Annotated in this window: 28 protein-coding genes; 17 read left to right on the top strand and 11 right to left on the bottom strand. The window is 74.0% G+C overall.

From position 1 onward, the window contains the following. Positions 1-277: 277 nt before the first annotated feature. On the top strand, positions 278-1,627 hold the full coding sequence (locus ACFWR9_RS05900; protein WP_383836104.1) for a hemolysin family protein: 1,350 nt from the start codon (positions 278-280) through the stop codon (positions 1,625-1,627). Beyond that, entirely contained in the window at positions 1,624-2,646 is a 1,023-nt protein-coding gene (locus ACFWR9_RS05895; protein ID WP_383836101.1) for a hemolysin family protein, read from the top strand. The genes ACFWR9_RS05900 and ACFWR9_RS05895 overlap by 4 nt, the downstream gene beginning before the upstream one ends. 185 nt (positions 2,647-2,831) lie before the next feature. On the opposite strand, the gene ACFWR9_RS05890 is transcribed toward ACFWR9_RS05895, so the two are convergent. The 3 genes from ACFWR9_RS05890 to ACFWR9_RS05880 are packed head-to-tail and all read right to left on the bottom strand — an operon-like array spanning position 2,832 to position 3,851. Then, on the bottom strand, positions 2,832-3,050 hold the full coding sequence (locus ACFWR9_RS05890; protein WP_383836098.1) for a DUF397 domain-containing protein: 219 nt from the start codon (positions 3,048-3,050) through the stop codon (positions 2,832-2,834). Beyond that, positions 3,034-3,210, bottom strand: coding sequence for a hypothetical protein (locus tag ACFWR9_RS05885; RefSeq protein ID WP_383836095.1), 177 nt, complete (start codon positions 3,208-3,210; stop codon positions 3,034-3,036). Before ACFWR9_RS05885 ends, ACFWR9_RS05890 begins: the two co-directional genes overlap by 17 nt. Next, positions 3,207-3,851, bottom strand: coding sequence for a Scr1 family TA system antitoxin-like transcriptional regulator (locus tag ACFWR9_RS05880; protein ID WP_383836092.1), 645 nt, complete (start codon positions 3,849-3,851; stop codon positions 3,207-3,209). Before ACFWR9_RS05880 ends, ACFWR9_RS05885 begins: the two co-directional genes overlap by 4 nt. A gap of 173 nt (positions 3,852-4,024) precedes the next feature. On the opposite strand from ACFWR9_RS05880, the gene ACFWR9_RS05875 reads away from it, so the two are divergent. The 5 genes from ACFWR9_RS05875 (at position 4,025) to tgmC (ending at position 7,600) form a co-directional block, all read left to right on the top strand. Then, positions 4,025-4,276 (top strand): hypothetical protein, encoded by a 252-nt coding sequence (locus ACFWR9_RS05875; RefSeq protein ID WP_383836089.1) that lies wholly within the window; start codon positions 4,025-4,027, stop codon positions 4,274-4,276. Between the two features lie 394 nt (positions 4,277-4,670). Then, the gene (locus ACFWR9_RS05870) at positions 4,671-4,946 is read left to right on the top strand and encodes a hypothetical protein (protein ID WP_383836086.1); all 276 of its coding nucleotides are present in this window, start codon (positions 4,671-4,673) and stop codon (positions 4,944-4,946) included. 269 nt (positions 4,947-5,215) lie between these two features. Then, on the top strand, positions 5,216-5,488 hold the full coding sequence (gene tgmA / locus ACFWR9_RS05865) for a putative ATP-grasp-modified RiPP (protein ID WP_383836083.1): 273 nt from the start codon (positions 5,216-5,218) through the stop codon (positions 5,486-5,488). Between the two features lie 11 nt (positions 5,489-5,499). Beyond that, entirely contained in the window at positions 5,500-6,486 is a 987-nt protein-coding gene (gene tgmB, locus ACFWR9_RS05860) for an ATP-grasp ribosomal peptide maturase (RefSeq protein ID WP_383836080.1), read from the top strand. Further along, positions 6,479-7,600, top strand: coding sequence for an ATP-grasp peptide maturase system methyltransferase (tgmC, locus tag ACFWR9_RS05855; RefSeq protein WP_383836077.1), 1,122 nt, complete (start codon positions 6,479-6,481; stop codon positions 7,598-7,600). The genes tgmB and tgmC overlap by 8 nt, the downstream gene beginning before the upstream one ends. Before the next feature lie 203 nt (positions 7,601-7,803). Here tgmC and ACFWR9_RS05850 read toward each other — a convergent pair whose 3' ends face one another. Next, positions 7,804-9,147: a hypothetical protein gene (locus tag ACFWR9_RS05850; protein WP_383836074.1), complete on the bottom strand. Its 1,344-nt coding sequence runs from the start codon at positions 9,145-9,147 to the stop codon at positions 7,804-7,806. Positions 9,148-9,260: 113 nt separating this feature from the next. Between ACFWR9_RS05850 and ACFWR9_RS05845 the strand changes: the two genes are divergently transcribed. Further along, positions 9,261-10,499, top strand: a complete 1,239-nt coding sequence (locus ACFWR9_RS05845; RefSeq protein ID WP_383836071.1) for a molybdopterin-dependent oxidoreductase — start codon at positions 9,261-9,263, stop codon at positions 10,497-10,499. Next, positions 10,496-11,008 carry a hypothetical protein gene (locus tag ACFWR9_RS05840; RefSeq protein ID WP_383836068.1) on the top strand — a complete coding sequence of 171 codons (513 nt, stop codon included), beginning with the start codon at positions 10,496-10,498 and terminating at the stop codon, positions 11,006-11,008. Before ACFWR9_RS05845 ends, ACFWR9_RS05840 begins: the two co-directional genes overlap by 4 nt. Here the strand turns inward: ACFWR9_RS05840 and ACFWR9_RS05835 are convergent. From ACFWR9_RS05835 to ACFWR9_RS05825, 3 genes are all read right to left on the bottom strand, one after another. Continuing rightward, positions 10,955-11,854 carry a class I SAM-dependent methyltransferase gene (locus tag ACFWR9_RS05835; RefSeq protein WP_383836065.1) on the bottom strand — a complete coding sequence of 300 codons (900 nt, stop codon included), beginning with the start codon at positions 11,852-11,854 and terminating at the stop codon, positions 10,955-10,957. The genes ACFWR9_RS05840 and ACFWR9_RS05835 overlap by 54 nt on opposite strands. A 230-nt stretch (positions 11,855-12,084) precedes the next feature. After that, positions 12,085-12,714 (bottom strand): DUF2064 domain-containing protein, encoded by a 630-nt coding sequence (locus tag ACFWR9_RS05830; protein ID WP_383836429.1) that lies wholly within the window; start codon positions 12,712-12,714, stop codon positions 12,085-12,087. 5 nt (positions 12,715-12,719) lie between these two features. Next, positions 12,720-13,448 carry a glycosyltransferase family 2 protein gene (locus ACFWR9_RS05825; protein ID WP_383836062.1) on the bottom strand — a complete coding sequence of 243 codons (729 nt, stop codon included), beginning with the start codon at positions 13,446-13,448 and terminating at the stop codon, positions 12,720-12,722. 115 nt (positions 13,449-13,563) lie between these two features. Here ACFWR9_RS05825 and ACFWR9_RS05820 point away from each other — a divergent pair, with 115 nt between their 5' ends. Together ACFWR9_RS05820 and ACFWR9_RS05815 are read left to right on the top strand one after the other, a co-directional pair. Further along, positions 13,564-14,337, top strand: coding sequence for a response regulator transcription factor (locus ACFWR9_RS05820; protein WP_383836059.1), 774 nt, complete (start codon positions 13,564-13,566; stop codon positions 14,335-14,337). 2 nt (positions 14,338-14,339) lie between these two features. Next, on the top strand, positions 14,340-15,452 hold the full coding sequence (locus ACFWR9_RS05815) for a sensor histidine kinase (protein ID WP_383836056.1): 1,113 nt from the start codon (positions 14,340-14,342) through the stop codon (positions 15,450-15,452). A 407-nt stretch (positions 15,453-15,859) separates the two neighbouring features. Here ACFWR9_RS05815 and ACFWR9_RS05810 read toward each other — a convergent pair whose 3' ends face one another. Then, a complete protein-coding gene (locus ACFWR9_RS05810) occupies positions 15,860-16,861 on the bottom strand; it encodes an NAD-dependent epimerase/dehydratase family protein (RefSeq protein ID WP_383836053.1) in 1,002 nt (333 codons plus the stop codon). A gap of 182 nt (positions 16,862-17,043) precedes the next feature. Between ACFWR9_RS05810 and ACFWR9_RS05805 the strand changes: the two genes are divergently transcribed. From ACFWR9_RS05805 to ACFWR9_RS05785, 5 genes are read left to right on the top strand one after another with little or no spacing between them, the layout of a single operon-like run. Next, positions 17,044-17,439: an LPXTG cell wall anchor domain-containing protein gene (locus ACFWR9_RS05805; RefSeq protein ID WP_383836051.1), complete on the top strand. Its 396-nt coding sequence runs from the start codon at positions 17,044-17,046 to the stop codon at positions 17,437-17,439. Further along, positions 17,436-18,068 carry a class F sortase gene (locus tag ACFWR9_RS05800; protein ID WP_383836048.1) on the top strand — a complete coding sequence of 211 codons (633 nt, stop codon included), beginning with the start codon at positions 17,436-17,438 and terminating at the stop codon, positions 18,066-18,068. The genes ACFWR9_RS05805 and ACFWR9_RS05800 overlap by 4 nt, the downstream gene beginning before the upstream one ends. Positions 18,069-18,109: 41 nt before the next feature. After that, the gene (locus ACFWR9_RS05795; protein WP_122616678.1) at positions 18,110-18,601 is read left to right on the top strand and encodes an RNA polymerase sigma factor; all 492 of its coding nucleotides are present in this window, start codon (positions 18,110-18,112) and stop codon (positions 18,599-18,601) included. Then, the gene (locus tag ACFWR9_RS05790; RefSeq protein WP_383836045.1) at positions 18,585-19,055 is read left to right on the top strand and encodes a hypothetical protein; all 471 of its coding nucleotides are present in this window, start codon (positions 18,585-18,587) and stop codon (positions 19,053-19,055) included. Before ACFWR9_RS05795 ends, ACFWR9_RS05790 begins: the two co-directional genes overlap by 17 nt. Continuing rightward, positions 19,052-19,429 carry a DUF952 domain-containing protein gene (locus ACFWR9_RS05785; RefSeq protein ID WP_383836043.1) on the top strand — a complete coding sequence of 126 codons (378 nt, stop codon included), beginning with the start codon at positions 19,052-19,054 and terminating at the stop codon, positions 19,427-19,429. Before ACFWR9_RS05790 ends, ACFWR9_RS05785 begins: the two co-directional genes overlap by 4 nt. 16 nt (positions 19,430-19,445) lie before the next feature. Here the strand turns inward: ACFWR9_RS05785 and ACFWR9_RS05780 are convergent, their stop codons facing one another. From ACFWR9_RS05780 to ACFWR9_RS05770, 3 genes are all read right to left on the bottom strand, one after another. Next, positions 19,446-19,766 (bottom strand): SCO5918 family protein, encoded by a 321-nt coding sequence (locus tag ACFWR9_RS05780; protein ID WP_383836040.1) that lies wholly within the window; start codon positions 19,764-19,766, stop codon positions 19,446-19,448. A 47-nt stretch (positions 19,767-19,813) separates the two neighbouring features. Then, positions 19,814-21,367, bottom strand: a complete 1,554-nt coding sequence (locus ACFWR9_RS05775) for a DEAD/DEAH box helicase (RefSeq protein WP_383836037.1) — start codon at positions 21,365-21,367, stop codon at positions 19,814-19,816. A 220-nt stretch (positions 21,368-21,587) separates the two neighbouring features. Further along, on the bottom strand, positions 21,588-21,791 hold the full coding sequence (locus tag ACFWR9_RS05770) for a cold-shock protein (RefSeq protein ID WP_019324834.1): 204 nt from the start codon (positions 21,789-21,791) through the stop codon (positions 21,588-21,590). Between the two features lie 418 nt (positions 21,792-22,209). Between ACFWR9_RS05770 and ACFWR9_RS05765 the strand changes: the two genes are divergently transcribed. Continuing rightward, a partial coding sequence (locus ACFWR9_RS05765) for a VOC family protein (RefSeq protein ID WP_383836032.1) occupies positions 22,210-22,531 on the top strand: 322 nt, incomplete at its 3' end.

Raw genomic sequence — 22,531 nt, 5'->3', positions numbered from 1 at the left:
CGGTCCCACTTGGGCCGGGAGGGCGCGTCCGTGCGGGGAACAACCGGGGCCGCCCCGCCGTTCTCTACAGGCGAGTAGAAGCACAGGGGTGTGAGTACTCCCCTTCTCTTTGCAGGTCCTTTACCATGTGAGGGAAAACCTCGGGTGCCCGGCTGGTGCCGGCGCCCGCCGACCCCGTTAAGGAGTCCCGTTCCGTAATGGAGCCTCCCAGTACCGGCCGTGCCACGGCCGGCCCGCCAGTGCCCCCGTATGCGCGTGAGGGAAGCGGGGTGGCACGGTGACCGAGGTCCTGCTGCTCCTGCTGGCCCTCCTGCTCACCCTGGCCTGCGCGCTCTTCGTCGCGGCCGAGTTCTCCCTCACCACCGTCGAGCGCGGTGACCTGGAGCGTGCCGCCGAGTCCGGCGAGCGCGGTGCCGAGGGGGCCCTGAAGGCCGCCCGCTCCCTGACCCTCCAGCTCTCCGGTGCCCAGCTCGGCATCACGGTGACCTCGCTGGTCATCGGCATGCTGGCCGAGCCGTCGATCGCCGTGCTGCTGCGCGGCCCGCTGACGGCGATCGGCCTGGGCGCCGCCGCCTCGACGGTGGCGACGCTGCTCGGTGTGGTGCTCTCCACCGTCGTCCTGATGGTCGTCGGCGAGCTGGTCCCCAAGAACTGGGCGATCTCCCGCCCGATGGCCGTCGCGAAGGTCGTCGCGGGCCCGCAGCGCGGCTTCACCACCGCCTTCGGCCCGTTCATCCGGCACCTGAACAACACGGCGAACCACTTCGTACGCCGCTTCGGCCTGGAACCGGCCGAGGAGCTGGCGTCCGCCCGCAGCGCCGAGGAACTGGTCGCCCTCGCCCAGCACTCGGCCGCCGAAGGCGCGCTGGAGGCGGACTCGGCGGAGCTGTTCGTCCGCACCCTGCACCTGAGCGAGCTGACCGCGGAGAACGTCATGACCCCGCGCGTGGACGTCAAGGCCCTGGAGGCCCACGCCACCGCGGCCGACGCCGCGAACCTCTCGCACGCCACCGGCCTGTCCCGCTTCCCGGTCTACCAGGACAGCCTGGACGAGGTCATCGGCACCGTGCACATCCGCGACGTACTGGCCCTGGCGCCGGAGCGCCGGGCGACCACCCCCGTCACCGAGCTGGCCGCCGCGCCGCTCCTGGTGCCGGACAGCCTGCCCGCCGACCGCCTCCTGGAGCGCATGCGCCGGGCCCGCACCATGGCCGTCGTCATCGACGAGTACGGCGGTACCGCGGGCGTGGCCACCGTCGAGGACATCGTCGAGGAGGTCGTCGGCGAGGTGCGCGACGAGCACGACCCGGTCGAGATACCGGACCTGCTGCCCGCCCCCGCGCGGGCGGACGGCCGGGCGGCCTGGGAGGCCGACGGCTCGCTGCGCCTGGACCACCTGGAGCGCATCGGCCTGACCGCGCCGGAGGGTCCGTACGAGACCCTGGCCGGCCTGGTCGCCACCCACCTCACGCGCATCCCCGTCCAGGGCGACGTCGTCGACCTGGACGGCTGGCGCCTCGACGTCCTCGACGTCGACCACCACCGCGCGGACCGCCTCCGCGTCACCGCGCCCGCGCCCCTGGTGGGCGGGCAGCCGGAGCACGAGCAGCGGGAGATGGCCCGATGACCGCCGTACAGCTCTTCATCGGCGCGCTGACGCTGCTGACCAACGCGTTCTTCGTGGGCGCCGAGTTCGCCCTGATCTCGGTGCGCCGCAGCCAGATCGAGCCGCGCGCGAAGGCGGGCGACAAGCGCGCCCGGATGACCCTGTGGGGCCTGGAGCACATCTCCCAGATGATGGCGACGGCCCAGCTCGGCATCACCGTCTCCTCGCTGGTGCTCGGCGCGGTCGCGGAGCCGGCCATCGCGCACCTGATGGAGCCGGTGTTCGAGGCGGTCCACATGCCGCACGCGCTGGTCCACCCCGTCGCCTTCGCGATCGCCCTGACCCTCGCCACGTATCTGCACATGCTGATCGGCGAGATGATCCCGAAGAACATCGCGCTGGCCGCCCCGGCGACCACCGCCCTGTTCCTCGGCCCCGCGCTGGTCGCCCTCACCCGGGCCCTGAAGCCGTTCGTCTTCGGCATCAACGCCTTCGCCAACGCCCTGCTCAAGCTGCTCAGGGTGGAGCCGAAGGACGAGGTCGAGGCCGTCTTCACGGACGACCAGCTGGCCCGCATGGTGGTCGACGCCAGCGAGGCCGGGCTGCTCACCCCGGCCGACGGCGAGCGCCTGCGCGACGCGCTGGAACTGGGCACCCGCCCGGTCGGCGAGATCCTGGTCCCGGCCCAGAAGATGCGCACGGTCCCCCACACGGTCACGCCGGCCGAGCTGGAACGCATGGCCGCCGAGGCGGGCTACTCCCGCTTCCCGGTCACCGGCCCCGGCGGCACGGTCCTCGGCTACCTGCACATCAAGGACACCCTGGGCCTCACCGACCGCGACCGCCCCTTCCCTCGCTCGGCCCTGCACCGCGTCACCCGCGTGCGCATCGACACGCCCCTCGACGACACCCTCACCGCCCTGCGCACCGAGGACAGCCACCTCGCCGCGGTCACCGGCGAGACGGGCGCGGTCCTGGGCTTCGTGACGATGGAGGACGTCCTGACGGAACTGGTGGGACCCGCACCGGTGGGGTCGTGACCTGACGGGGCCGGCCCGTTCGGGAACGTCCGCGGACCGCGACCGCCTCCCAGGGCGACCCCGCTGGGGAGGTGGTCCCGGTGCAGGCGCTTCGCCGTGGCTGACAAGCGGGCCCTGGGCAGGTATGACAACGGCCCCCGCCGGGTGGCGAGGGCCGGTCACTCGGGGGTCGGAAGGAGCGCTGGTCACCCGTGGCGCTTGGCGAACTCCACAAGGCCGGCGAACCCCGCAGAGGTCAGGGACAGGTGCGGGCCGTCCGTGTCCTTGCTGTCCCGGACCAGGAACTCACCAGTGGCCGCCGCGTGCTCCGGCGCCCACTCGATGCACTCGGCTCCCTCGCCGTTGCTGTAGCTGCTCTTCACCCAGACCGGAGACGCCGTGTTCTCGTCAGGAGTCAATATCATCTTCATACTCTTTCAGGTACGTGTGGAACAGATACACGCTCTCCCCGCTGTCGAGGGCCTTCGACCGGGCAATGTCCAGGCGCGTCGTCAACTCCAGTACACGGGCCGGGGTGTCCACTGACACGCCGGACGCGAACGACTCGACGTAGCCGAAGGTCACGCCATCCCGAAGGTGAGCAAGCTCAAGCTACCGCCCAACAAGGGGTGCACTCCATGGGTGAAGGGAAGCGCCTGCACCCGCACCGCACTGTTCTTCTCGATCACGTCGAGTATGTGCCGGAGCTGCTCGGCCATGATCGCTGGACCGCCCACCGGCCGACGCAGGGCCGCCTCGTCCATGATGGCCCAGTACAGCGGGGGCGTGGCGGAGTCCAGCACCGCCCGACGGTGTGAGCGTGTGGCCACCTGAAGCGCGACCTTCTCAGCATCCTTGCCCGGCATGGACTCGGTGAAGAGGGCAGAGGTGTAGGACTCGGTCTGCAACAGACCGGGGACGACACTGCTGTTGAAGGTCTGGATGCGCGCGGCCCGCTTCTCCTCCTCAAGCACCTTGCGCCCGTACACCGGGACCTCGGCCGCGACGGCCACCACGAGCAGGTCGGTGAACAACCCGTCGGTCTCGTAGAAGTCGTCGAGGACTTCCGCCAGCGCCTCGGAGGGGAGCTGCTCCCCCCGTTCGACCCGGCTCAGGTACGTGTGCGGGTACCCCAGCTTCTCGGCGAGTGCACGCAGCGACAGACCCGCCTTGGCCCGCGCACGTCCCGCGCGTCCGGCCAGCATCCCCGCAGGTGTAGCGGGCATCGCGTCTTCTTCGGGCTCTAGCTCCATCGCACTGACCTCCTCTCAAGAGCTTGTCCACTGAGGGTATTTGGTGACGAGCGCTCCGTATACGTGACTCGTTCTCTTGGCAAAGCTGGTGACTACAGAGACGCCCTTCCCCACGGGGGCGCAACGGCCCAAGGTTCGGAGCAGGCATGACGACGGCAGGCAGGCAGCAGACGGCAGACGTGAAGGTCAGAGACGCTGAGCGGGCGCGTGACGAGCTGCGCGATGCGCTCAGGGCGGCCGGGGTGACGTTGCCGTCCCTCGGGCTCGACGCCGCTTCGTGCGTCGGGTCTTTCCCGCTCGCGTTGATCGATCTGGGTCGCTGCAACGTGGCCACGGCCCTCGCGCTTACCGTCGCGCTGCGGTCGAGCACGGGCGAGCGGAAGGGGGCGGAGCGGTGAGTCGACGCGTGTTCCGTTACGTCGCGTTCACCATCGAGCAGGACAGGACGGCTGTGCCGGAGTATGAGGCGCGGTGCGTGTCCGGTGACGATGCCGAGTGTGGCGCGTGGTCCGGCACGTACAGCGGTCCGGGGCCGGTCGAGGATTGGCAGCGTCGGCACACGCAGGAGAGCGGGCACCGGCGCTATCGGCGGAACTTCGGCGACTACGCGGTCATGCGGCCGTCGGCGGAGTCAGCCGGTCCCGCGCGGGTGAGCGGGGGTGCGGCGTGATGTTCCCTCCGGCTGTTGAACGTCCGTGGCGTGACGCTTGGCCCCTGGTCGCACAGGCGGGCGACGGTAACGCGTGGGTGACGGGGGCGTGTTGGCTGTACCGCCGTCGTGAGGGGGTGGCGGTGCTGTGGATCGGTGCCGTGGCCGCGCCCGGCGCGACGGGCGACGTGTACGCCTGCGGCCCGTGCATCGCTGAGCTTGCGCACATGGTGCGCGTGCAGGCGCACACACGGGACCGGATCACCGACCGCGCCGCGCTGCCCGCCACGCTCGCCGTTCCCGCCCACGTGCCCCCGCCGCGCCCGGTTCCCGTGGAAGGCTCCGGCGGCCGTCACCGCTCGGTCCGCCGCGAGCGGGACGCGTACCCCACGGCCCTGCCCGCCGGTACCGCGCGATGACCGGGACCGGGACCAGGACGTGTGAGCACCGGCAGACCGAGCGGCGCGACGGCAAGACGTACTGCCGGGACTGCAAACGACAGCTCTACCTGTGAAGGCTCCGCCCCCTGCCGGGGACGACCTGTCAACCGGTTCTCCCACACACCCCCGGCAGGGGAGCGGGCACCATCCCGCCCCGGTTGGATCACCGCACGCAACCCTTGGACAGGTCGAGCGCCTGCCGGGGCGGGTCCTGTACGACCACCGTAGGAAGCGACCAAGGAGGAGACTTGCAGACAAGCCCCGCAGGTTCGCAGACGACCGCACAAGCCCCGTGGGGGCTGCGGCGTATGGCTCCGCTGCGCAACGGTTCCCCCTCGCCGTGGCGGTACGCGGGCATCGACCCGGCCACGCAGACCGGCCGATGGGTCGGTGAGGACGGCGCGATGACGCCGGCCGAACTCGGCAAGCACGGTACGTCCGTCAACACGTACCCGCCCACACAGGTCGGGAAGGACGGCAAGGTGGATGCCGACTCCGGCCACGACGCGACACAGGACTAGGGAGTAGCGCCATGGACGGACGCCCGGTGCTGGTCTGCACGGAGGATGAGGACGCGACCGCTGATCTGGTCATCGCGGAACTGAACCGGCGCCGGGTGCCCGTCCTGCGCTTCGATCCGGGGCGCGACTTCCCGGCGCCCGTGGTGCTCGCCGCGCACATCGGGGCTGGGGGCACCTCCCGGACGGAGTCTGGGGGAGGATGGGGCGGACGGCTCACGGCCGGGGAGCGTACGGCCGACCTGTCCGCCGTGCGCGCCCTGTACCACCGTCGGCCGAACCCCTACCCGACGGGGAGCGGCGGGCAGGCGGCCCGGTTCGCGGCGCAGGAAAACCGGCGCGGCCTGGGCGGCGTGCTGGGAGCGCTGCCGGGATGCCTCTACCTCAGCCACCCGCAAGCCATCGCGCGGGCGGAGTACAAGCCCGCGCAACTGGACGCGGCGACACGGGTAGGGCTTACGGTTCCCGCCACCCTGATCACGAACGACCCGAGGGAGGCCAAAGCGTTCTGCGCCGCACAGCCGACCATCTACAAGCCCTTGCACGCCGGGGCGTATGACGTTGAGGGCGAGCCCGCCGGAATCTGGGCCGCCCTGGTCGAGGCGGGCGAGGTCGACGGCGCGGTGAGCCACAGCGCGCACCTGTTCCAAGCACGTGTACCGAAGGTGGCGGACGTGCGCGCGGTCGTCGTCGGCGAGCGGGTGTTCAGCGCGCGCATCACCGCGCCGCCCGGGGTCGTGGACTGGAGAGCCGAGTACCAGAGCCTCACCTATGAGCCGGTCGCATGCCCGGACGGGATACGCCGGTCGCTGTTGGCGTTTCTCGCCGGTTTCGGGCTGAGCTTCGGGGCCTTCGACTTCTCCGTGACCGCTGACGGCGCATGGTGGTTTCTGGAGTGCAACCCCAACGGCCAATGGGCGTGGCTCGAAGACGCGGCCGGACTACCCATCACAACCGCAATCGCAGACCTGTTGGAGAACGGAGCGAGCCACCATGACTGACCTCCTGCACTCGGAACACCTACGGGCCGACCTCGCGCGGCGCCTGTCCAAGTCCGGCCCCCTGCGCAACGCGGAATGGGAAGCGGCCGTCATGTCGGTGCCCCGCGAGGCGTTCCTCGCGCGCGGCTGGTTCGAGTACGAAGACGGCGGATGGTACCGCCCCGCGCGCGGGGACTCCCCGGAAGGACTCGCGCGGGTCTACGAAGACGACTCCCTCGTGACGCAGGTGGCCGGGGGCGTCTTCCCCGACCAGGTCGAGGGGCGCATCGCGGCGGCCCCGTCGTCGTCGTCCACGCTGCCGAGTCTGGTCGTGCGGATGCTCGAAGACCTGCGGGCGAGCGAGGGGACGCGCGTCCTGGAGATCGGCACGGGCACGGGCTACTCAACTGCGCTGCTGTGCCACGTCGTCGGCGAGGACAACGTGACCACGGTCGAGGTCGACGCGGAGGTGTCCGCCCGTGCCGGAATTGCCCTCGCGGGCGCCGGCTACTGGCCTGCCCGCGTGGTCGGTGACGGCCTGGCGGGCTACACGGAGGGAGGCCCGTATGACCGCGTGATCGCCACGTGCGGCGTGCACACGGTGCCGGCCGACTGGCTCGCGCAGACACGGCCCGGCGGTGAGGTCCTGGTCACGGTCGGCGGTTGGATGCACGCATCCGAACTCGTACGGCTCACGGCCGCCGACGACGGCACCGCGAGCGGCCCGGTTCTCGGGGGACAGGTCTCGTTCATGCTGGCACGCCCCCACCTTCCGCCCCCGCTGGGCATCCTGCCGAACCTCAGCGTGGGCGATGCGGTGCCCGCCGAACTGGGCGCGGATACGCTCGACGACTGGGCCGCCCGGTTCGTCGCGCAGTTCGCCGCGCCGCGCGCGCAGCGGCTCACGCTGGAACGCGGCGGTCGGACGGAACACGTCGTGATCGACGTGGACGCCGAAGCGTGGGCGGTCGTCTTCCACGACGGCGCGCGGTGGATGGTGCGACAGGGCGGCCCGGCCCGCTTGTGGGACCAGATCACCGAACGGCTCACGCGGTGGCAGGCGGATGGGCGCCCGCCGGCCGACCGTATGCGGCTGCACGTCGGCCCCGACGGGCAACGCCTCACCTGGGCGTGACCGCGAGCTGACACCCCATGCCGCCCGTCTGTCCGTCGTTCCCCCGTGGCGGACGGGCGGGGCTCCCTCGGGATGCGCTCACCTGGAGCGAACTTGCCCGCCGGGATATCCGCGGTCAACGCGTCCAGCACCCGCATATGCGGGGCTCGGGGAGTGTGCGGGTCCGGGGAGCGCCCAGACATGGGAAGGCGTGGGGCGCGCGCCTACCAGCCGGTCGCCACCAGGTGGTTGAGGAGTAGCGCCAGGACCGCCTGCGCGGCCAGCCACGCGCGCGGGCGCGGCAGGAACGCGCAGGCCGGGAGGAGCCACAGGGCGAAGGGGAGCCAGATGCGTTCCGTCTCCGCCTTGCTCATGCCGGACAGGTCGGCGATCAGCAGGGCGAGCAGGCCGGCGGCCACGAGGAACGCGAGGCGGAGGTCCTCGGCCCGTGCGTCGCCGTTTCCCTGCCGCCGGATCAGCACGACGCCCGCCCGCCGCAGGCCCGCCACCGTCGCGAGGCCCGTGATGAGGACCGTGCAGGCGAGGTTGGCCCACACCCAGTACGCGTAGGGGCGGACGCCGGCCGCGCCCTCGTAGTAGCGCTCGACGAGCAGGTGGTACGCCTCCCACCAGTCGAAGCCGACCACGGTGAACGCGACCGGCACCACCGCCATGCCCGCCAGCAGCGGCAGGAACAGCAGCGGGCGTTCCCGCACCCCGCGCCGGCCGAGCAGCAGTACCGCCGCCCCGATCACGGCGAAGAGCGTGAGGCCGTACGAGAGATAGCAGGTCAGTCCGGAGAGGAGCCCCGCGCCCGCCGCCCACCACAGGGAGCGGCCGGTGACCGTGAGGGCCAGCAGCGCCACCGCCCACGCGGCGACCGCCGCGAAGTAGCCGTCGGCGGACGTGCCCATCCACACCGCGGCCGGTGCCAGCACCAGGAAGGGCGCCGCCCGCCGGGCGAGCCGCTCGCCGCACAGTGCCCGCACCGTCACCAGTACCGCCACGCACGCCGTCGCGCCCACGGTGATGGTCCAGACCCCGGCCCAGCCCCCGCCGCCCAGCCCGATCCGGTCGAGCAGCACGTAGGTGAGCGTGGCCCCCGGCGGGTGACCGGCGACGTGGGCGGGCCAGTTGTCGGGGGAGTGGAGCAGGATGTGCCCGTTGAAGTCGCGCAGGGTCGCCGGGATGTCGCGCCAGCGGTCGATGACCGACAGGTACTCCTGACTGGTGGTGAGCCGGCCTGCGATGCCCCGCTCCCAGCCGTCGATCAGGGCCAACGACCAGGTCCAGGCCATCGCCGCGCCCCAGGCGGCGAGGAGCAGCGCGCGCCACCCCAGGCGAGCGGCGACGGCCGGCCCGTACGCCACGGTCGCCGCCGCCACCAGGAGGGCCGCCGGCGTGCCGGGGCCCAGGTGCGGGTCCCAGCGGCCCAGCAGGGGTGGCCAGCCGACGATGAGGTCGTCGTAGGTGTACACGTTGCGGCCGACCAGGATGGCGGCCGCGACGAGCAGCACGGCCGCCGCGGCGGCGTACAGGTCGCGGGGGACGGAACGGAGGCGGGTCACACCGGCACCGTAGGGCGGAAGATCGCGCGTTGGACGGCGCACACGGCGGACGTCAGCGTTTCGTCATGGGTCGCGGACCGCTTTCGGGGCCTCCTGCTGCCTACGGTCGGGACATGCGTGACCTCGCCACACGGCTTCCCTCCTCTCCGGGTTTCTGGCGCAGCCCCCTGCGCGGCCCCCGGTTCACGTCGGTGCTCGGCATCGTGCTGCTCGTCGGCATCACCGTGCTGTTCGCAACCGGCCTGCTGTCGTATGCCGCCTACAACCCCGACCTGTCCCCGGTCAACGACAAGACGCCGGACAAGGGGCTCCTCGGCTTCTACCTCTTCGCCTGGCCGACCGATCCCACCTGGCTGTACCGCCTCACCCAGGGTGTCCACGTCACCCTCGGGCTCACCCTGATCCCGGTGCTGCTGGCCAAGCTGTGGTCGGTCGTGCCGAGGCTGTTCACCCTGCCCCCGGCCCGCTCGGTCGCGCACGCGCTGGAGCGGATCTCGCTGCTGCTGCTGGTCGGGGGCGCGCTGTTCCAGTTCGTGACCGGGGTGCTCAACATCCAGTTGGAGTACCTCTTCCCCGGCTCCTTCTACCCGCTGCACTTCTACGGCGCGTGGGTCTTCTTCGCCGCGTTCGTCGCGCACGCCGTGCTGAAGATGCCGCTGGCGCTGCGCAACCTCCGGGCGATGCGCGAGGAGCGCGACGACCTGGTGTCCCCGCGGCCCGCCGCGCCCACCGTCTCGAGGCGCGGTGCCCTGTGGTTCGTCGGCGGCGGCTCGCTCCTGATGTTCGCCACGAACGCGGGCCGCAGTTTCGACAGTCCGCTGCGGGCCACGGCCGTGCTCTCCCCGCACGGGGGGCCCGAGCCGGGGGGCGGGCCCAACGGCTTCCAGATCAACAAGACGGCCGCGCACGTCGGCATCGTCCCGGCCGAGACCCGCGACGACACCTGGCGGCTCGTCGTCAAGGGCCGCTCCGGGACCGTCCGGTTCAGCCGGGCCGACCTGCTCGCCATGGAGCAGCACAGCGAGGCCCTGCCCATCGCCTGCGTCGAGGGCTGGTCGACGTCCGACCAGTGGTGGCGCGGGGTGCGGCTGCGGGACCTCGCCGCGCGCGTGGGCCACGAGGACGACCCGCCCGACGTGTTCGTCGAGTCCCTCCAGCGGCGCGGCGCCTTCCGCAGCGGGGCCCTGCGTGCCAACCAGGTCGCCGACCCGCGCTCCCTGCTCGCCCTGTACGTCAACGGCGAGGCGCTGAGCCCGGACCACGGCTACCCGGCGCGGATCATCGTGCCCGCCGCGCCCGGCGTGCTGAACACCAAGTGGGTGGCCCGGATGACGTTCGGAGACCTGAAATGAACCGTGTACGCGAGCCGCGCGGGCTCGGCAGGCCGGGCGGCCGGCTCCGGCCCGTGATCGGCAGCCCCCTCCAGATCCTCCTGCTGGCCTGCTCCTTCGCGCTCGCGGGCTACGCGGGGGTGCGGCTGCTCGCCGACGACTGGCTCGGCGTGGCCCTGTGGTTCGTGGGGGCGGCGCTGCTGCACGACCTGGTGCTGCTGCCGCTGTACTCGGTGCTGGACCGGGCGGTCACCGGTGGGCTCGGCGCGGTCCACCGTCGTACGTGGGCGCTGTACGTGCGTTTCCCGGCCGCCTTCTCCGGGCTGCTCCTGCTGGTGTGGTTCCCCCTGATCAGCGGCCGGGTCGACGCGGGGTACCGGGGGGTCACCGGGCTGTCGGCGGACGGCTACCTCGCCCGCTGGCTGCTGATCACGGCCGTGCTGTTCGGGGGCTCGGCGCTGCTGCTGGCGCTGCGGTCACTGCGGTCGCTGCGCAGCGCGACGAAGGGGCGCTCCCCCGACGTCCACTGAGCGACGGTCCGCCAGCCTCCGGCGGCCGCGCGGTGGAGCAGGGCGCGGGTGCCGATCCGCGCCCAGGGGAAGGGGCTGCCGGACGCGTGGCCGTCGGTGACGTTGGGGTCGCTGGAGCCGGGGCCGGCGGGGCTCGCGCACCCCCGGGCGGCGGCGCGAGCGCCTGCGCCCCGGGGGCGCGCGCGGGGGGGGCGCGGGCCCCCCGCCGCGCGCGGGGTGCGGGGCCCGCCCGGGGGGGGCCGGGGCCGCGCCCCGCGGCGCCCCGGCGGGGCCCCCCCCCCCCCCGTCCACCCGTGCGGTCTCGGCGATCAGCAGGCCGCCGGGGGCGAGCAGGGCGGCGACGCGGGCGAGCAGGGCGCGGGGATCGCCGCCGATGCCGACGTTGCCGTCCATGAGGAGCACGGTGTCCCAGCGTCCCTCGCCGGGCAGCGGCTCGAAGACGGAGCGCCGCAGCGACTGGCCGCCGGACCGCACGGTGTGGGCGACGGCGGCCTCGCTGACGTCGATGCCGAGGACGGTACTGCCCCGGGCGGCGAGCTCCGCGACCAGCCGGCCGGGTCCGCAGCCCACGTCGAGGACGGCGCCCTCGCACCGGTCCAGCACCTCCAGGTCGACCGTGTCGGCCCCCGCGCACCAGCGCTCCACCTCCAGCGGCAGCAGCCACCCGTCGCTGCGCCGCAGGAACAGCGGCCCGCGACCGGCCCGCAGGGCGGCGGCGTAGGGGTCGGAGGCGGCCCAGGGCGCCGGACCGGCCAGGGGGAACGGCGGCTCCGCGAGGCGGCCGGGGGCGGCGGTCGGCCAGTTGCCGGGCGGCCGGACCGCCGGCGGGCGGACCGGTCCGTTCATCGTGGCGCGGGCCGGCCCGCCGGGGGATCCGTTCGCCGGGCCGCCGGGGGATCCGTTCGCCGGCCCACCGGCCGATCCGTTCGCCGGGCTGCCGGGGGATCCGTTCCCCGGCCCGTCGGCCGATCCGTTCGCCGGGCCGCTTCGGCCGGCCACCCGCGTGTCCGTGGCCCCCATGGGCTCACCCCCGTGTCCGTGGCCGCCCATGGGCTCACCCGCGTGTCCGTGACCGCTCATCGGCCCACCCGCGCGTCCGGGGCGGCCGTGCACGCCGCCAGCCGGGCGGCGAAACGGCCGTGCGGGGCCAGTGCGGCGACGGCCCGTGCGTCGGCGGCGGTGTCGACGTCGCGCAGGGGCGGCAGGTCCCGCACCCGCAGCCCCGCCGCCAGCAGCCGCTCGCGCTGCACGGCCCCCGTCACCGGCGTCGACATCGGCACGCCCCGCAGCAGGGCCGGGTCGGGGCGGGCCAGGCCCAGCGCCCAGAAGCCGCCGTCCTCCGCCGGACCGAAGTACGCGTCGCACCCGGCGAAGTCCACGTCGAGCAGTTCCGGCGTCACCTGCGGGGTGTCCATCCCGATCAGCAGGGCGGGCCCCGCGCACCCGGCGAACGCGTCCGCGAGCCGTTCGTCGAGGCCGCCCGCGCACTGCGGTACGACGTCGAAGCCGGGCGGCAGCCAGGGCCCCGGGGCACCGGCGAGGACCAGCACCCGGCGCCGCGCGGGCGTCGCGGCGACCGCGCCCAGGGTGTCGGCGAGGGACGCCTCGGCCAGCGCGGCCGCCTCGTCCGGGGTGAAGGGCGGGGTGAGGCGGGTCTTCACCCGGCCCGGACGGGGCTCCTTGGCGATGACGAGGAGGGTGCAGATCATGGTCACCGTGAGTTCCCCTCGTGGGCCGTGTCATGCCGAACCGTCCGCTTCGGTGGCTCGGCGAGCACGCCGCGCATGTCCCGTACCGCGTGCCAGGTGCCGCGCCAGGTCCCGGTGACCTTCGAGGCCCCGGTGCGGGGCAGGTACGGCACGTCGTGCTCGGTGACCCGCCAGCCCGCGTCGGCGGCCCGCACCACCATCTGGAGCGGGTAGCCGCTGCGCCGGTCGGTGAGGCCGAGGCCGAGCAGCGCCTCGCGGCGGGCGGCGCGCAGCGGGCCGAGGTCGTGCAGCCGCAGGCCGGTGCGGTGGCGCAGCATCCGGGCGAGGGCGAGGTTGCCGGCCCGGGCGTGCGCGGGCCAGGCGCGGCGCCCCTGCGGTCGTCGGCGGCCGAGCACCAGGTCGGCGGTGCCGGCCCGGATCTCGCGCACGAAGGGCGTCAGCAGGGCCGGGTCGAGGGAGGCGTCGCAGTCGCAGAAGCAGACGACGTCGGCGGTGGCGGCGGTCAGCCCGGCGTGGCAGGCGGCGCCGAAGCCGCGGCGCGGCTCGGTCACCACCGTGGCGCCGAGCGCGCGGGCGAGGTCCGCCGAGCCGTCGGTGGAACCGTTGTCGACGACGAGCGCGCGCCAGCCGTCCGGGATGCGGGCCAGGACCCAGGGAAGGGCCCCGGCCTCGTCCAGACAGGGGAGTACGACGTCGACGTCGGGAGCGGGCGAGGTGGTCACGACTCTCACCCTACGAGCCGAAATCGGGCATATCGGGCTCCCGCTCCTTACGAAACACGGACGTCGCGGCCCGGGCGTCCCTCGGGGGGCGACGTCCGCGAGGGCGCGGTGCGAGGCTGGGCGCATGCAGCAGCCGCACGAGCCCGCTCCCGCGCAGGCGTCCCCGGACGGACCCCCCGCCGGATCACCCGCCGGATCCCCCGCCGGCCCCGCCCGGATCCTGGTCGTCGACGACGACCCCACGGTCGCGGAGGTCGTCGTCGGCTACCTGGAACGCGCCGGGCACGTCGTGGACCGGGCCGACGACGGTCCGGCCGCGCTCACCCGGGCCGCCGCGCACCGGCCGGACCTGGTGGTGCTGGACCTGATGCTGCCCGGCATGGACGGTCTGGAGGTGTGCCGGCGGCTGCGCGCCACGGGCCCCGTGCCGGTCGTCATGCTGACCGCCCGCGGCGACGAGGACGACCGCATCCTCGGCCTGGAGGTCGGCGCCGACGACTACGTGACCAAGCCGTTCAGCCCCCGTGAGCTGGTGCTGCGGGTGGAGTCGGTGCTGCGCCGCACCCGGCCCGCCGCCGGGCTGGTGCCGCCGTCCGCGGCCGGCCTCACCGTCGACCCGGGCGCCCGGCGGGCCACGAAGGAGGGCGCCGAGCTGGCCCTCACCCTGCGCGAGTTCGACCTGCTCGCCTTCTTCCTGCGGCACCCGGGCCGGGCCTTCGCCCGGGAGGAGCTGATGCGGGAGGTGTGGGGCTGGGACTTCGGCGACCTGTCCACCGTCACCGTCCACGTGCGGCGGCTGCGCGGCAAGGTCGAGGACGACCCGGCCCGGCCGCGGCTGATCCAGACCGTGTGGGGCGTGGGCTACCGCTTCGACCCGGCCGGGCGGGAGACGGACTGACCATGCACGACACCCTCCTCATCGCCCTCTACGCCTTCGCCGGCGCCGCCGTCACCGGGCTGGCCGGCGCGGCCGTGCTGCGGCTGATCCGGCGGCGTTCGCTGACCGCGTCGTTCGCGGTGGTGGCGGCGGTCGCGGTCCTCGCGATGCTCGCGGGCACGCTCGCCGTCGCCTGGGCGATGTTCCTGTCCCCGCACGACCTGTCGGTCGTCACCACCGTCGCGGCGATGGCGGCCGTCGTGTCGCTGGCCACCGCGCTGCTGCTGGGCCGCTGGGTGGTCGCCCGCAGCCGCGAACTGGCCGCCGCCGCACGCTCGTTCGGCGACGACGGCGACTACGCGGCCCCCACCGTCCCGGCGACCGCCGAACTCGACGCGCTCAGCCGTGAGCTGGCCGCCACCAGCGCCCGCCTGGCCGAGTCCCGGGAACGGGAACGCGCCCTGGAGACCTCCCGGCGGGAACTGGTCGCCTGGATCTCGCACGACCTGCGCACGCCGCTGGCCGGCCTGCGGGCCATGTCCGAGGCCCTGGAGGACGGCGTCGCCGCCGACCCCGACCGCTACCTCCGCCAGATCCGTACGGAGGTGGAACGCCTCAACGACATGGTCGGCGACCTCTTCGAACTCTCCCGCATCCACGCCGGGGCGCTCGCCCTCGCCCCGGCCCGGATCTCGCTCTACGACCTGGTCGGCGACGCCCTCGCGGGCGCGGACCCGCTCGCGCGCGAGCACGGCGTACGGCTGGTCGGCGACGCCGTGGCGGCCCTGCCGGTCGAGGTGGACGGCAAGGAGATGAGCCGGGTCCTCGGCAACCTCCTGGTCAACGCGATCCGCCGGACCCCGGCCGACGGCACGGTCGCGGTCGCCGCCGAGCCCTCGCCCGAGGGCGTGGTGCTCTCCGTGTCCGACGGCTGCGGCGGCATCCCCGAGGAGGACCTGCCGCGCGTCTTCGACACCGGCTGGCGCGGCACCCACGCCCGTACGCCTCCGGCCGGCGCGGGCCTGGGCCTGGCCATCGTCCGCGGCATCGTGGAGGCCCACCGCGGCCACACCACGGTCCACAACATCCCCGGCGGCTGCCGCTTCGAGGTAACCCTGCCACTGGCTGACGCCTGAGCCGCCCGACGCGCTTGCCCTTCGGCCCCGCCCCGGCCTTGTACCCCGGCCTTCGGCCTAATTCGCGTGCCCGGCCCGCGCCTTCGGCCCACGCCCGGCCTTCGGCCCGACCCAAGCCCGACTCCCGACCCACATCCTTGGTCCGCGCATTTCGTCTTCGGCCCCAACCCGGGCCGTGCCCCCTGGTCGGCGCCCCGGCCTTCGGCCCAATCCGCTTGCCCGGCCAGCGTCTTCGACCTTCGGCCCGGCCCGGGCCCCGGCCTTCGGCCTCGACCCCCGACCGACTCCCGACTCGCGCCCCTGGTCCGTGCCCCAGGGCTTGGGCCCGATCCCCGACCCGCGCCCCGCCCCGCGCCTTCGGCCCGGCCCTCAGTCCGCGTCCCCGACCCGCGCCGCTGCCCCCGACGTCACTCCCCCCGCAGACCCGCCCGGGCGAACTCCCGCATGCCCTCCCGGAAGCCGACCCGGGGGCTCCAGGGCAGGTCGGTGCGTAGGCGGGTGGAGTCGGCGGTGATGTGGCGTACGTCGCCGAGGCGGTACTCGCCGGTGATGACCGGTTCGGGGCCGCCGTACGCCTCGGCGAGGGCGGTGGCCATCTCGCCCACCGTGTGCGGGTCGCCGCTGCCGGTGTTGTAGGCGGTGAGCGTGCCGTCCGGGTGGTCGGCCGTCAGCGCCGCGACGTTGGCCGCGGCCACGTCCCGTACGTGCACGAAGTCCCGGCGCTGACGGCCGTCCTCGAAGACCCGGGGTGCCTCGCCGCGGGCGAGCGCGGAGCGGAAGAAGGAGGCGACCCCGGCGTACGGGGTGTCGCGGGGCATCCCGGGGCCGTACACGTTGTGGTAGCGCAGCGACACCGCCGTCGCGCCGGCCGACCGGGCCCAGGCGGCGGCCAGATGCTCCTGGGCCAGCTTGGTGGTCGCGTACACGTTGCGCGGGTCGGCGGGCGCGTCCTCGCCGACCAGCCCCGGGGACAGGGCCGCGCCGCACACCGGGCACGGCGGCTCGAACCGGCCCGCGTCCAGGTCGGCGACGGCACGCGGGCCGGGCCGCACCACACCGTGCCGTGCGCACGCGTAGCGCCCCTCGCCGTACACGACCATCGACCCGGCGAGCACGAGCCGCCGCACGCCCGCCTCCGCCATCGCGGCGAGCAGGACGGCGGTGCCGAGGTCGTTGCGCGAGACGTACTCCGCGGCGTCGGCGAACCCGTTGCCGAGCCCGACCATCGCCGCCTGGTGGCACACGGCGTCCACCCCGGTCAGGGCCTTGGCGACGGCCGCGGGGTCGCGCACGTCGGCGGCGGGGTCCTCGCGGACGTCGTATCCGACGGGCTCGTGCCCGTGCTCCCGCAGTGCCGCCACGACATGGGACCCGATGAACCCGGCGTGGCCGGTGACCAGTACGCGCATGCGCCCACGCTAGGCCCGCGCGGCCCTCGCGCCGGGCGTCCGGCGCGGCACGTCACGGGTCCGTAAGAAGCGGATGCGTCCACCACCCACCACGACTTTGCCATCTCTTTACAACCCGCCGGGCCGCCGCCTCGTCTCTCCGTCCGATCCACCCCAACCACCCCCCGAGAGAGAGCGACCCGATGCGCCGCACCATCCTCAGCGCCGTGGCCCTGGCCTGCACCGCCGTACTGGCCGGCACCGCGCCCGCGTTCGCCGACGGCCCCAGCCCGGTCCCCTCCAAGGCCCCGGCCCAGAGCACCCCGAGCCCCGTCCCGAGCGAGGCACCGACCAAGGCCCCGACGCCCTCCCCCAGCGAGCCGGGCCCGGCGGACGAGGCGTCCGAGGCGCCCACCCCCGCCCCGGCCGACGGCCAGGTCTCCGCCGTGCCCGAGGGCGCGCCCGACACCGGCGCCGCGACCCCGGAGACGGGCGGGACCGACGAGGGGCTCATCGGCGCGGGCGCCGGCGCCGTGCTCGTCGCGGGCGGCGCGGTCCTCTTCGTCGTACGGCGTCGGCGGGCGGCGACCGGGGCATGACCCGGCCTGCCGGGCGCGCCCTCGCCACCGCGGCGCTCGCCGTGCTGCTCGCCGGCTGCGGCGGCGGCCCGGGGGGTGCCGGGGACGACGCGGCCGCGCCCGACCGCCCCGGCACCACCGCACCGCCGTCGTCCGCCGCCGCCAAGTCCGCGCGGCCACTGGCGCGTTCGGTGCCGGTCGGCCTGCGCATCCCGGCCGTCGGCGTCGACACCCCGGTGATGCGGCTGGGGCTCGCGGCGGACGGCACGGTGGAGGTCCCGCCCGTCACGGACGACGACCGCGCGGGCTGGTACCGGCACTCGCCGACCCCGGGACAGGTGGGACCGTCGGTCCTCCTCGGCCACGTCACGGTCGGCACCCACGGCGACGGCGTCTTCCGGCACCTCGCGCGGCTGCACCGGGGCGACCGGATCGAGACGCGCCTGGAGAACGGCACGGCGGCCGAGTTCACGGTCACCGCCGTACGGACGGTGCGGAAGGCCGAGTTCCCGACGGACGACGTCTACGGGGACGTGACCCAGCCGGAGTTGCGGCTCATCACCTGCGGCGGCCCGCGGGTCGGCGAGGAGTACCGGGACAACGTCATCGTCTTCGCCCGGCTGGCGGCGACGAGTCCCGCGGCCTCCTGACCGGCCGTGCGTACGGCATACCCTCACGACCATGGAGAGCGTTGAAACGGTCCCGTGACAGGGCGGCGTCCGAGCTGTTCGCCGCCCTGTATCCGCGCCTCGCCGGCTGGTGCCGCCGGCTCGTCGACGACGACGAGACGGCCCACGAGATCGCCTCGGAGGCGTTCACCCGGCTCTGGGCCCGCTGGACGTCCGTGGAGGAGCCCCGAGGGTTCCTCTACGTGACAGCCGCCAACCTCGTCCGGGATCACTGGCGCAAGCTGGAGCGCGAACGCCGGGCCGTGCGCCGGGTCACCGCGGAGGTCGCCGTACGCCCGCACCCCGAGCAGACCGACCCCTCGGTGCGGCTGCTCGTGCAGTCCCTGCCGGAGCGACTGCGCGTGCCGATCCTGCTCCACTACTACGCCGACATGCCGATCCGGGAGGTGTCCGCGCTGACCGGGCGCAAGGAAGGAACCGTCAAGGCCGACCTCCACGCGGCCCGCGAACTGCTCCGCGTCCATCTGAGGAGAAGCCTTGACCACACGCCTTGAGGACGATCCCGGGTCCGGACGGGACGAGGACGATGCGCTGCTGGTCGTGCTCCGCCCGGACACCGCGTACCTGGGCCCGCCGCCCGGCCGCTACGAGGCGATCCGCCGGACCGCGTCCCGCCGGCGTCTGCTGCGCGCCGCCGCCGGTGCCGCCGCGACCGCTGCCGCCGCCGCCCTGATCGCGCTGCCGCTGAACTGGGCGTCCCCCGCCCCGCCCCCGCGTCCGACGGCCCCGCTGGCCCCGGCCCCCGCCGACCCGCCCCCGACGACCGCACCGACCCCGACTCCGCCCCGCGACGCCTCACAGGCGCCGAGTCCGGTCCCCGACGAACCCACCAGGACCGCGCCGACGCCGTCGGCCTCCTCGCCGTCGGCCTCCGCGCCGCCGTCCGCCCCCGACTCCGTGCCCACGCCCTCGGAGTACGGCGGGCCGGCTGTTGAAACGGGACGATGATCTATCACGTGGTGCCGCTCGCCGAGTGGAACGCCGACCCCGGCCGGCCGTACGTCCCCGCCTCCCTCGCCGAGGACGGGTTCGTGCACTGCTCGCCCGACGAGGCGACCACGCTCGCCGTCGTCAACGCCTTCTACCGCGCCGCGCCCCGTCCGCTCCTTGCGGTGCTCCTCGACGAGGACCGGCTCACCGCGAGGTGCGCGTGGGAGGCGGCGGCGCCGACACCGCCGCCCGGGGTCGCCGAGGGCACCCTCTTCCCGCACGTCTTCGGCCCGCTCGACCGCGACGCCGTCCGGCGCGTGAGCGAGGTGCGCTGGGACGGCACGGGCCGGGCGACGGGGCTGTCCCGACGCCGGGCCACGGGACTGTCCTGACGGAGGAGGCCCGTCCTCACTCCTGCGGCTGGGCCGGTCCTCCGAGCATCGCCGACGCGGTCTGGACCGGCGTGGCGGCGGGCGCCGGAACGGGCTCGGCCCCGGGCGCGGGGTGGCAGGTGAAGCCGAGGCGGGTCATGGCGCGGGTGACCTCGGCGCCGGAGAAGTCGCGGCTGTCCTGCCGGGTGACGACCTCGCCGACCTGCTTGACCGGGTAGCGGCGCCGGCCGATGGTCACGGACTCACCCGTGACGGGCTGGGGCGTGACGCCCTTCATCGAGTCCAGCACCCCCTGCTTGGTGAGGTCGAACGGATACCGGGCGATGACACAGCGCATGATGCCTCCAACAAGGGGGGGACGGAGCGGATGGGGTTGCGGTTCGCCTATGCCGCCGAACCACCGGCTGACTGACGCCGCGGCCTGCGCCGCGGGCCTTCGCCGGTGGAGCGGGCCTGACCGCTGCCGCGGCCCTGACCGGTGCGGGTCTGCGGGACGGAGGCCTGGCCGGAGCGGGCCTGTGCGGAACGGCCGCGCCGCCCGCGCGACGAGGAGCCGTTGCCGGACGCGGCGCGCCGCGGGCGCTCCACGACCGGTGCGGTGATGACGACGGGGACTCCGGAGGGGGTCTGCGCACCGGTGATGCGGGTCAGTTCCGCCTCGCCCGAGCGGACCGGGGTGACCTGCGGGGTGATGCCGGCCGAGGCCATCAGGCGGGTCATGTCGCGCCGCTGGTCGGGGGTGACCAGGGTGACGACGCTGCCCGACTCGCCGGCGCGGGCCGTACGGCCGCCGCGGTGCAGGTAGTCCTTGTGGTCGCCGGGCGGGTCCACGTTGACGACCAGGTCGAGGTTGTCGACGTGGATGCCGCGGGCCGCGACGTTGGTCGCCACCAGCGCCGTCACCTGCCCGTCCTTGAACTGGGCGAGGGTGCGGGTGCGCTGCGGCTGGGACTTGCCGCCGTGCAGTCCGGCCGCCCGCACGCCGCTCTTCAGCAGGTGCTTGACCAGCCGGTCCACCCGGTGCTTGGTGTCCAGGAACATGATGACCCGGCCGTCGCGCGCCGCGATCTCCACGGTCGTGGCCTGCTTGTCCGCCTCGTGCACGTGCAGCACGTGGTGCTCCATCGTGGTGACGGCGCCGGCCGACGGGTCGACGGAGTGGACCACCGGGTCCGACAGGTAGCGGCGGACCAGCCGGTCGACGTTGCGGTCCAGGGTGGCCGAGAACAGCATCCGCTGCCCGTCCGGACGCACCTGGTCGAGCAGGGCGGTGACCTGCGGCATGAAGCCCATGTCGGTCATCTGGTCGGCCTCGTCGAGCACGGTGATGCCGACGTCGCCGAGGTGGCAGTCGCCCCGGTCGATGAGGTCCTTGAGCCGTCCCGGCGTCGCCACGACGACCTCGGCGCCGCCCCGCAGCGCACTGGCCTGCCGGCCGATCGACATGCCGCCGACCACGGTGGCCGACCGCAGGCCCACGGCGCGGGCGTACGGGGCGAGCGCGTCGGTGACCTGCTGGGCCAGCTCACGGGTGGGGACGAGGACCAGGGCGAGCGGCCTGCGCGGCTCGGCGCGCCGGCCGGCGGTGCGGGCCAGCAGGGCGAGGCCGAAGGCGAGGGTCTTGCCCGAGCCGGTGCGGCCCCGGCCGAGTACGTCGCGCCCGGCCAGGGAGTTCGGCAGGGTCGCCGCCTGGATCGGGAACGGCACGGTCACGCCCTCGCCGCTCAGCGCGGCCAGCATGCGCTCCGGCAGGTCGAGCTCGGCGAACGAGTCGACGGCGGGCAGCGCCGGCGTGATCGTCTTCGGGGGCGCGAACTCGCCCTGGGGAGCGGCGGCCGGGCGGCGGCCGGGGCTCTGGGAGCGGCCGGCCGTCCGGGAGCGGCGGGGGCCGCCGCCGGAGCGACTGCGGTCATTGGTGCGTGTGCGTGCGCGGTCCATACGGAACCTTCCTTGATACGGCACGTATCAAGGGAGTCCCGCAGCGGTGGTACGGCGCGGGGAATCGCAAGAACGAGCCGGGTCCGGTCACTGTCGGCGCATCGGGGCGCGGGACCGGAAAATGGAGAAGAAAACGAGAAGAAAAGAAAGAAACGCGAGCGGGGGCCCGCACCCCAAGGTGCGGGCCCCGACTGCGAAGTAACGCGAGTGCGTCGTGAGGTCAGGCGACCACGATGTTCTCGGCGGTCGGGCCCTTCTGGCCCTGCGCGATGTCGAAGGTCACCTTCTGGCCCTCGAGCAGCTCACGGAAGCCCTGGGCGGCGATGTTCGAGTAGTGGGCGAAGACGTCGGGGCCGCCGCCGTCCTGCTCGATGAAGCCGAAGCCCTTTTCCGAGTTGAACCACTTCACGGTGCCGGATGCCATTTTTTTCTCCTTCGGGACGGTGCTCGGCGTTCACCCTGTGTGTACGCCGGTCGCCGTGATGATCACCCCGTCGGAAAAACCTTCAGGCAACCACAACTGCAACTTCCATCGACAGTAGCACGCCGTGACCGGGTGGACGCTCGTGCTAATCCCGTCGCACTCGTGAGCCCCGGGTCGGCGCCGGACGCACGTGCCAGGCCGGGCCCACCTCCAGTTCGGTGGGTGCGCATCTGGGCGCGCTGGTCTCCGGTGACCTGAAGGCGCGCTGCCGTGACGGGCTGGGGCATGATGTGGGGACGTGGGCGGTGCGCAAAGTGTGGAAAGTGGCGGTGTCGATGCGGTCGACGCCCTCGACACCGGGCAGCATGGTCAGTTTTCGAGAAGCGTCGCCGACCCCGCCGCCCATACCGTCGTGGACATGAACTCCATCGACTCCATCACCCTGGAAGTGGCCGACACCGAGGCCGCCGCCCGCTTCTACTCCGACGCCTTCGGACTGGACTCGACGCGGGTACGCGTCCGTGCCTCCGAGGCCCCGACGACCGGCTTCCGCGGCTTCACCCTGTCCCTCGTGGTGGCCCAGCCGGGCAACGTCGACGCGCTCCTCACCGCCGCCGTCGACGCGGGCGCCACCGTCATCAAGCCCGCCGCGAAGTCCCTGTGGGGCTACGGCGGCGTCGTCCAGGCGCCGGACGGCACGATCTGGCAGCTCGCCACCTCGAAGAAGAAGGACACCGGCC

The organism is Streptomyces sp. NPDC058534 (genome assembly GCF_042717365.1).
Taxonomy (GTDB): domain Bacteria; phylum Actinomycetota; class Actinomycetes; order Streptomycetales; family Streptomycetaceae; genus Streptomyces.
This window is presented reverse-complemented; position numbering and strand designations above follow the sequence as displayed.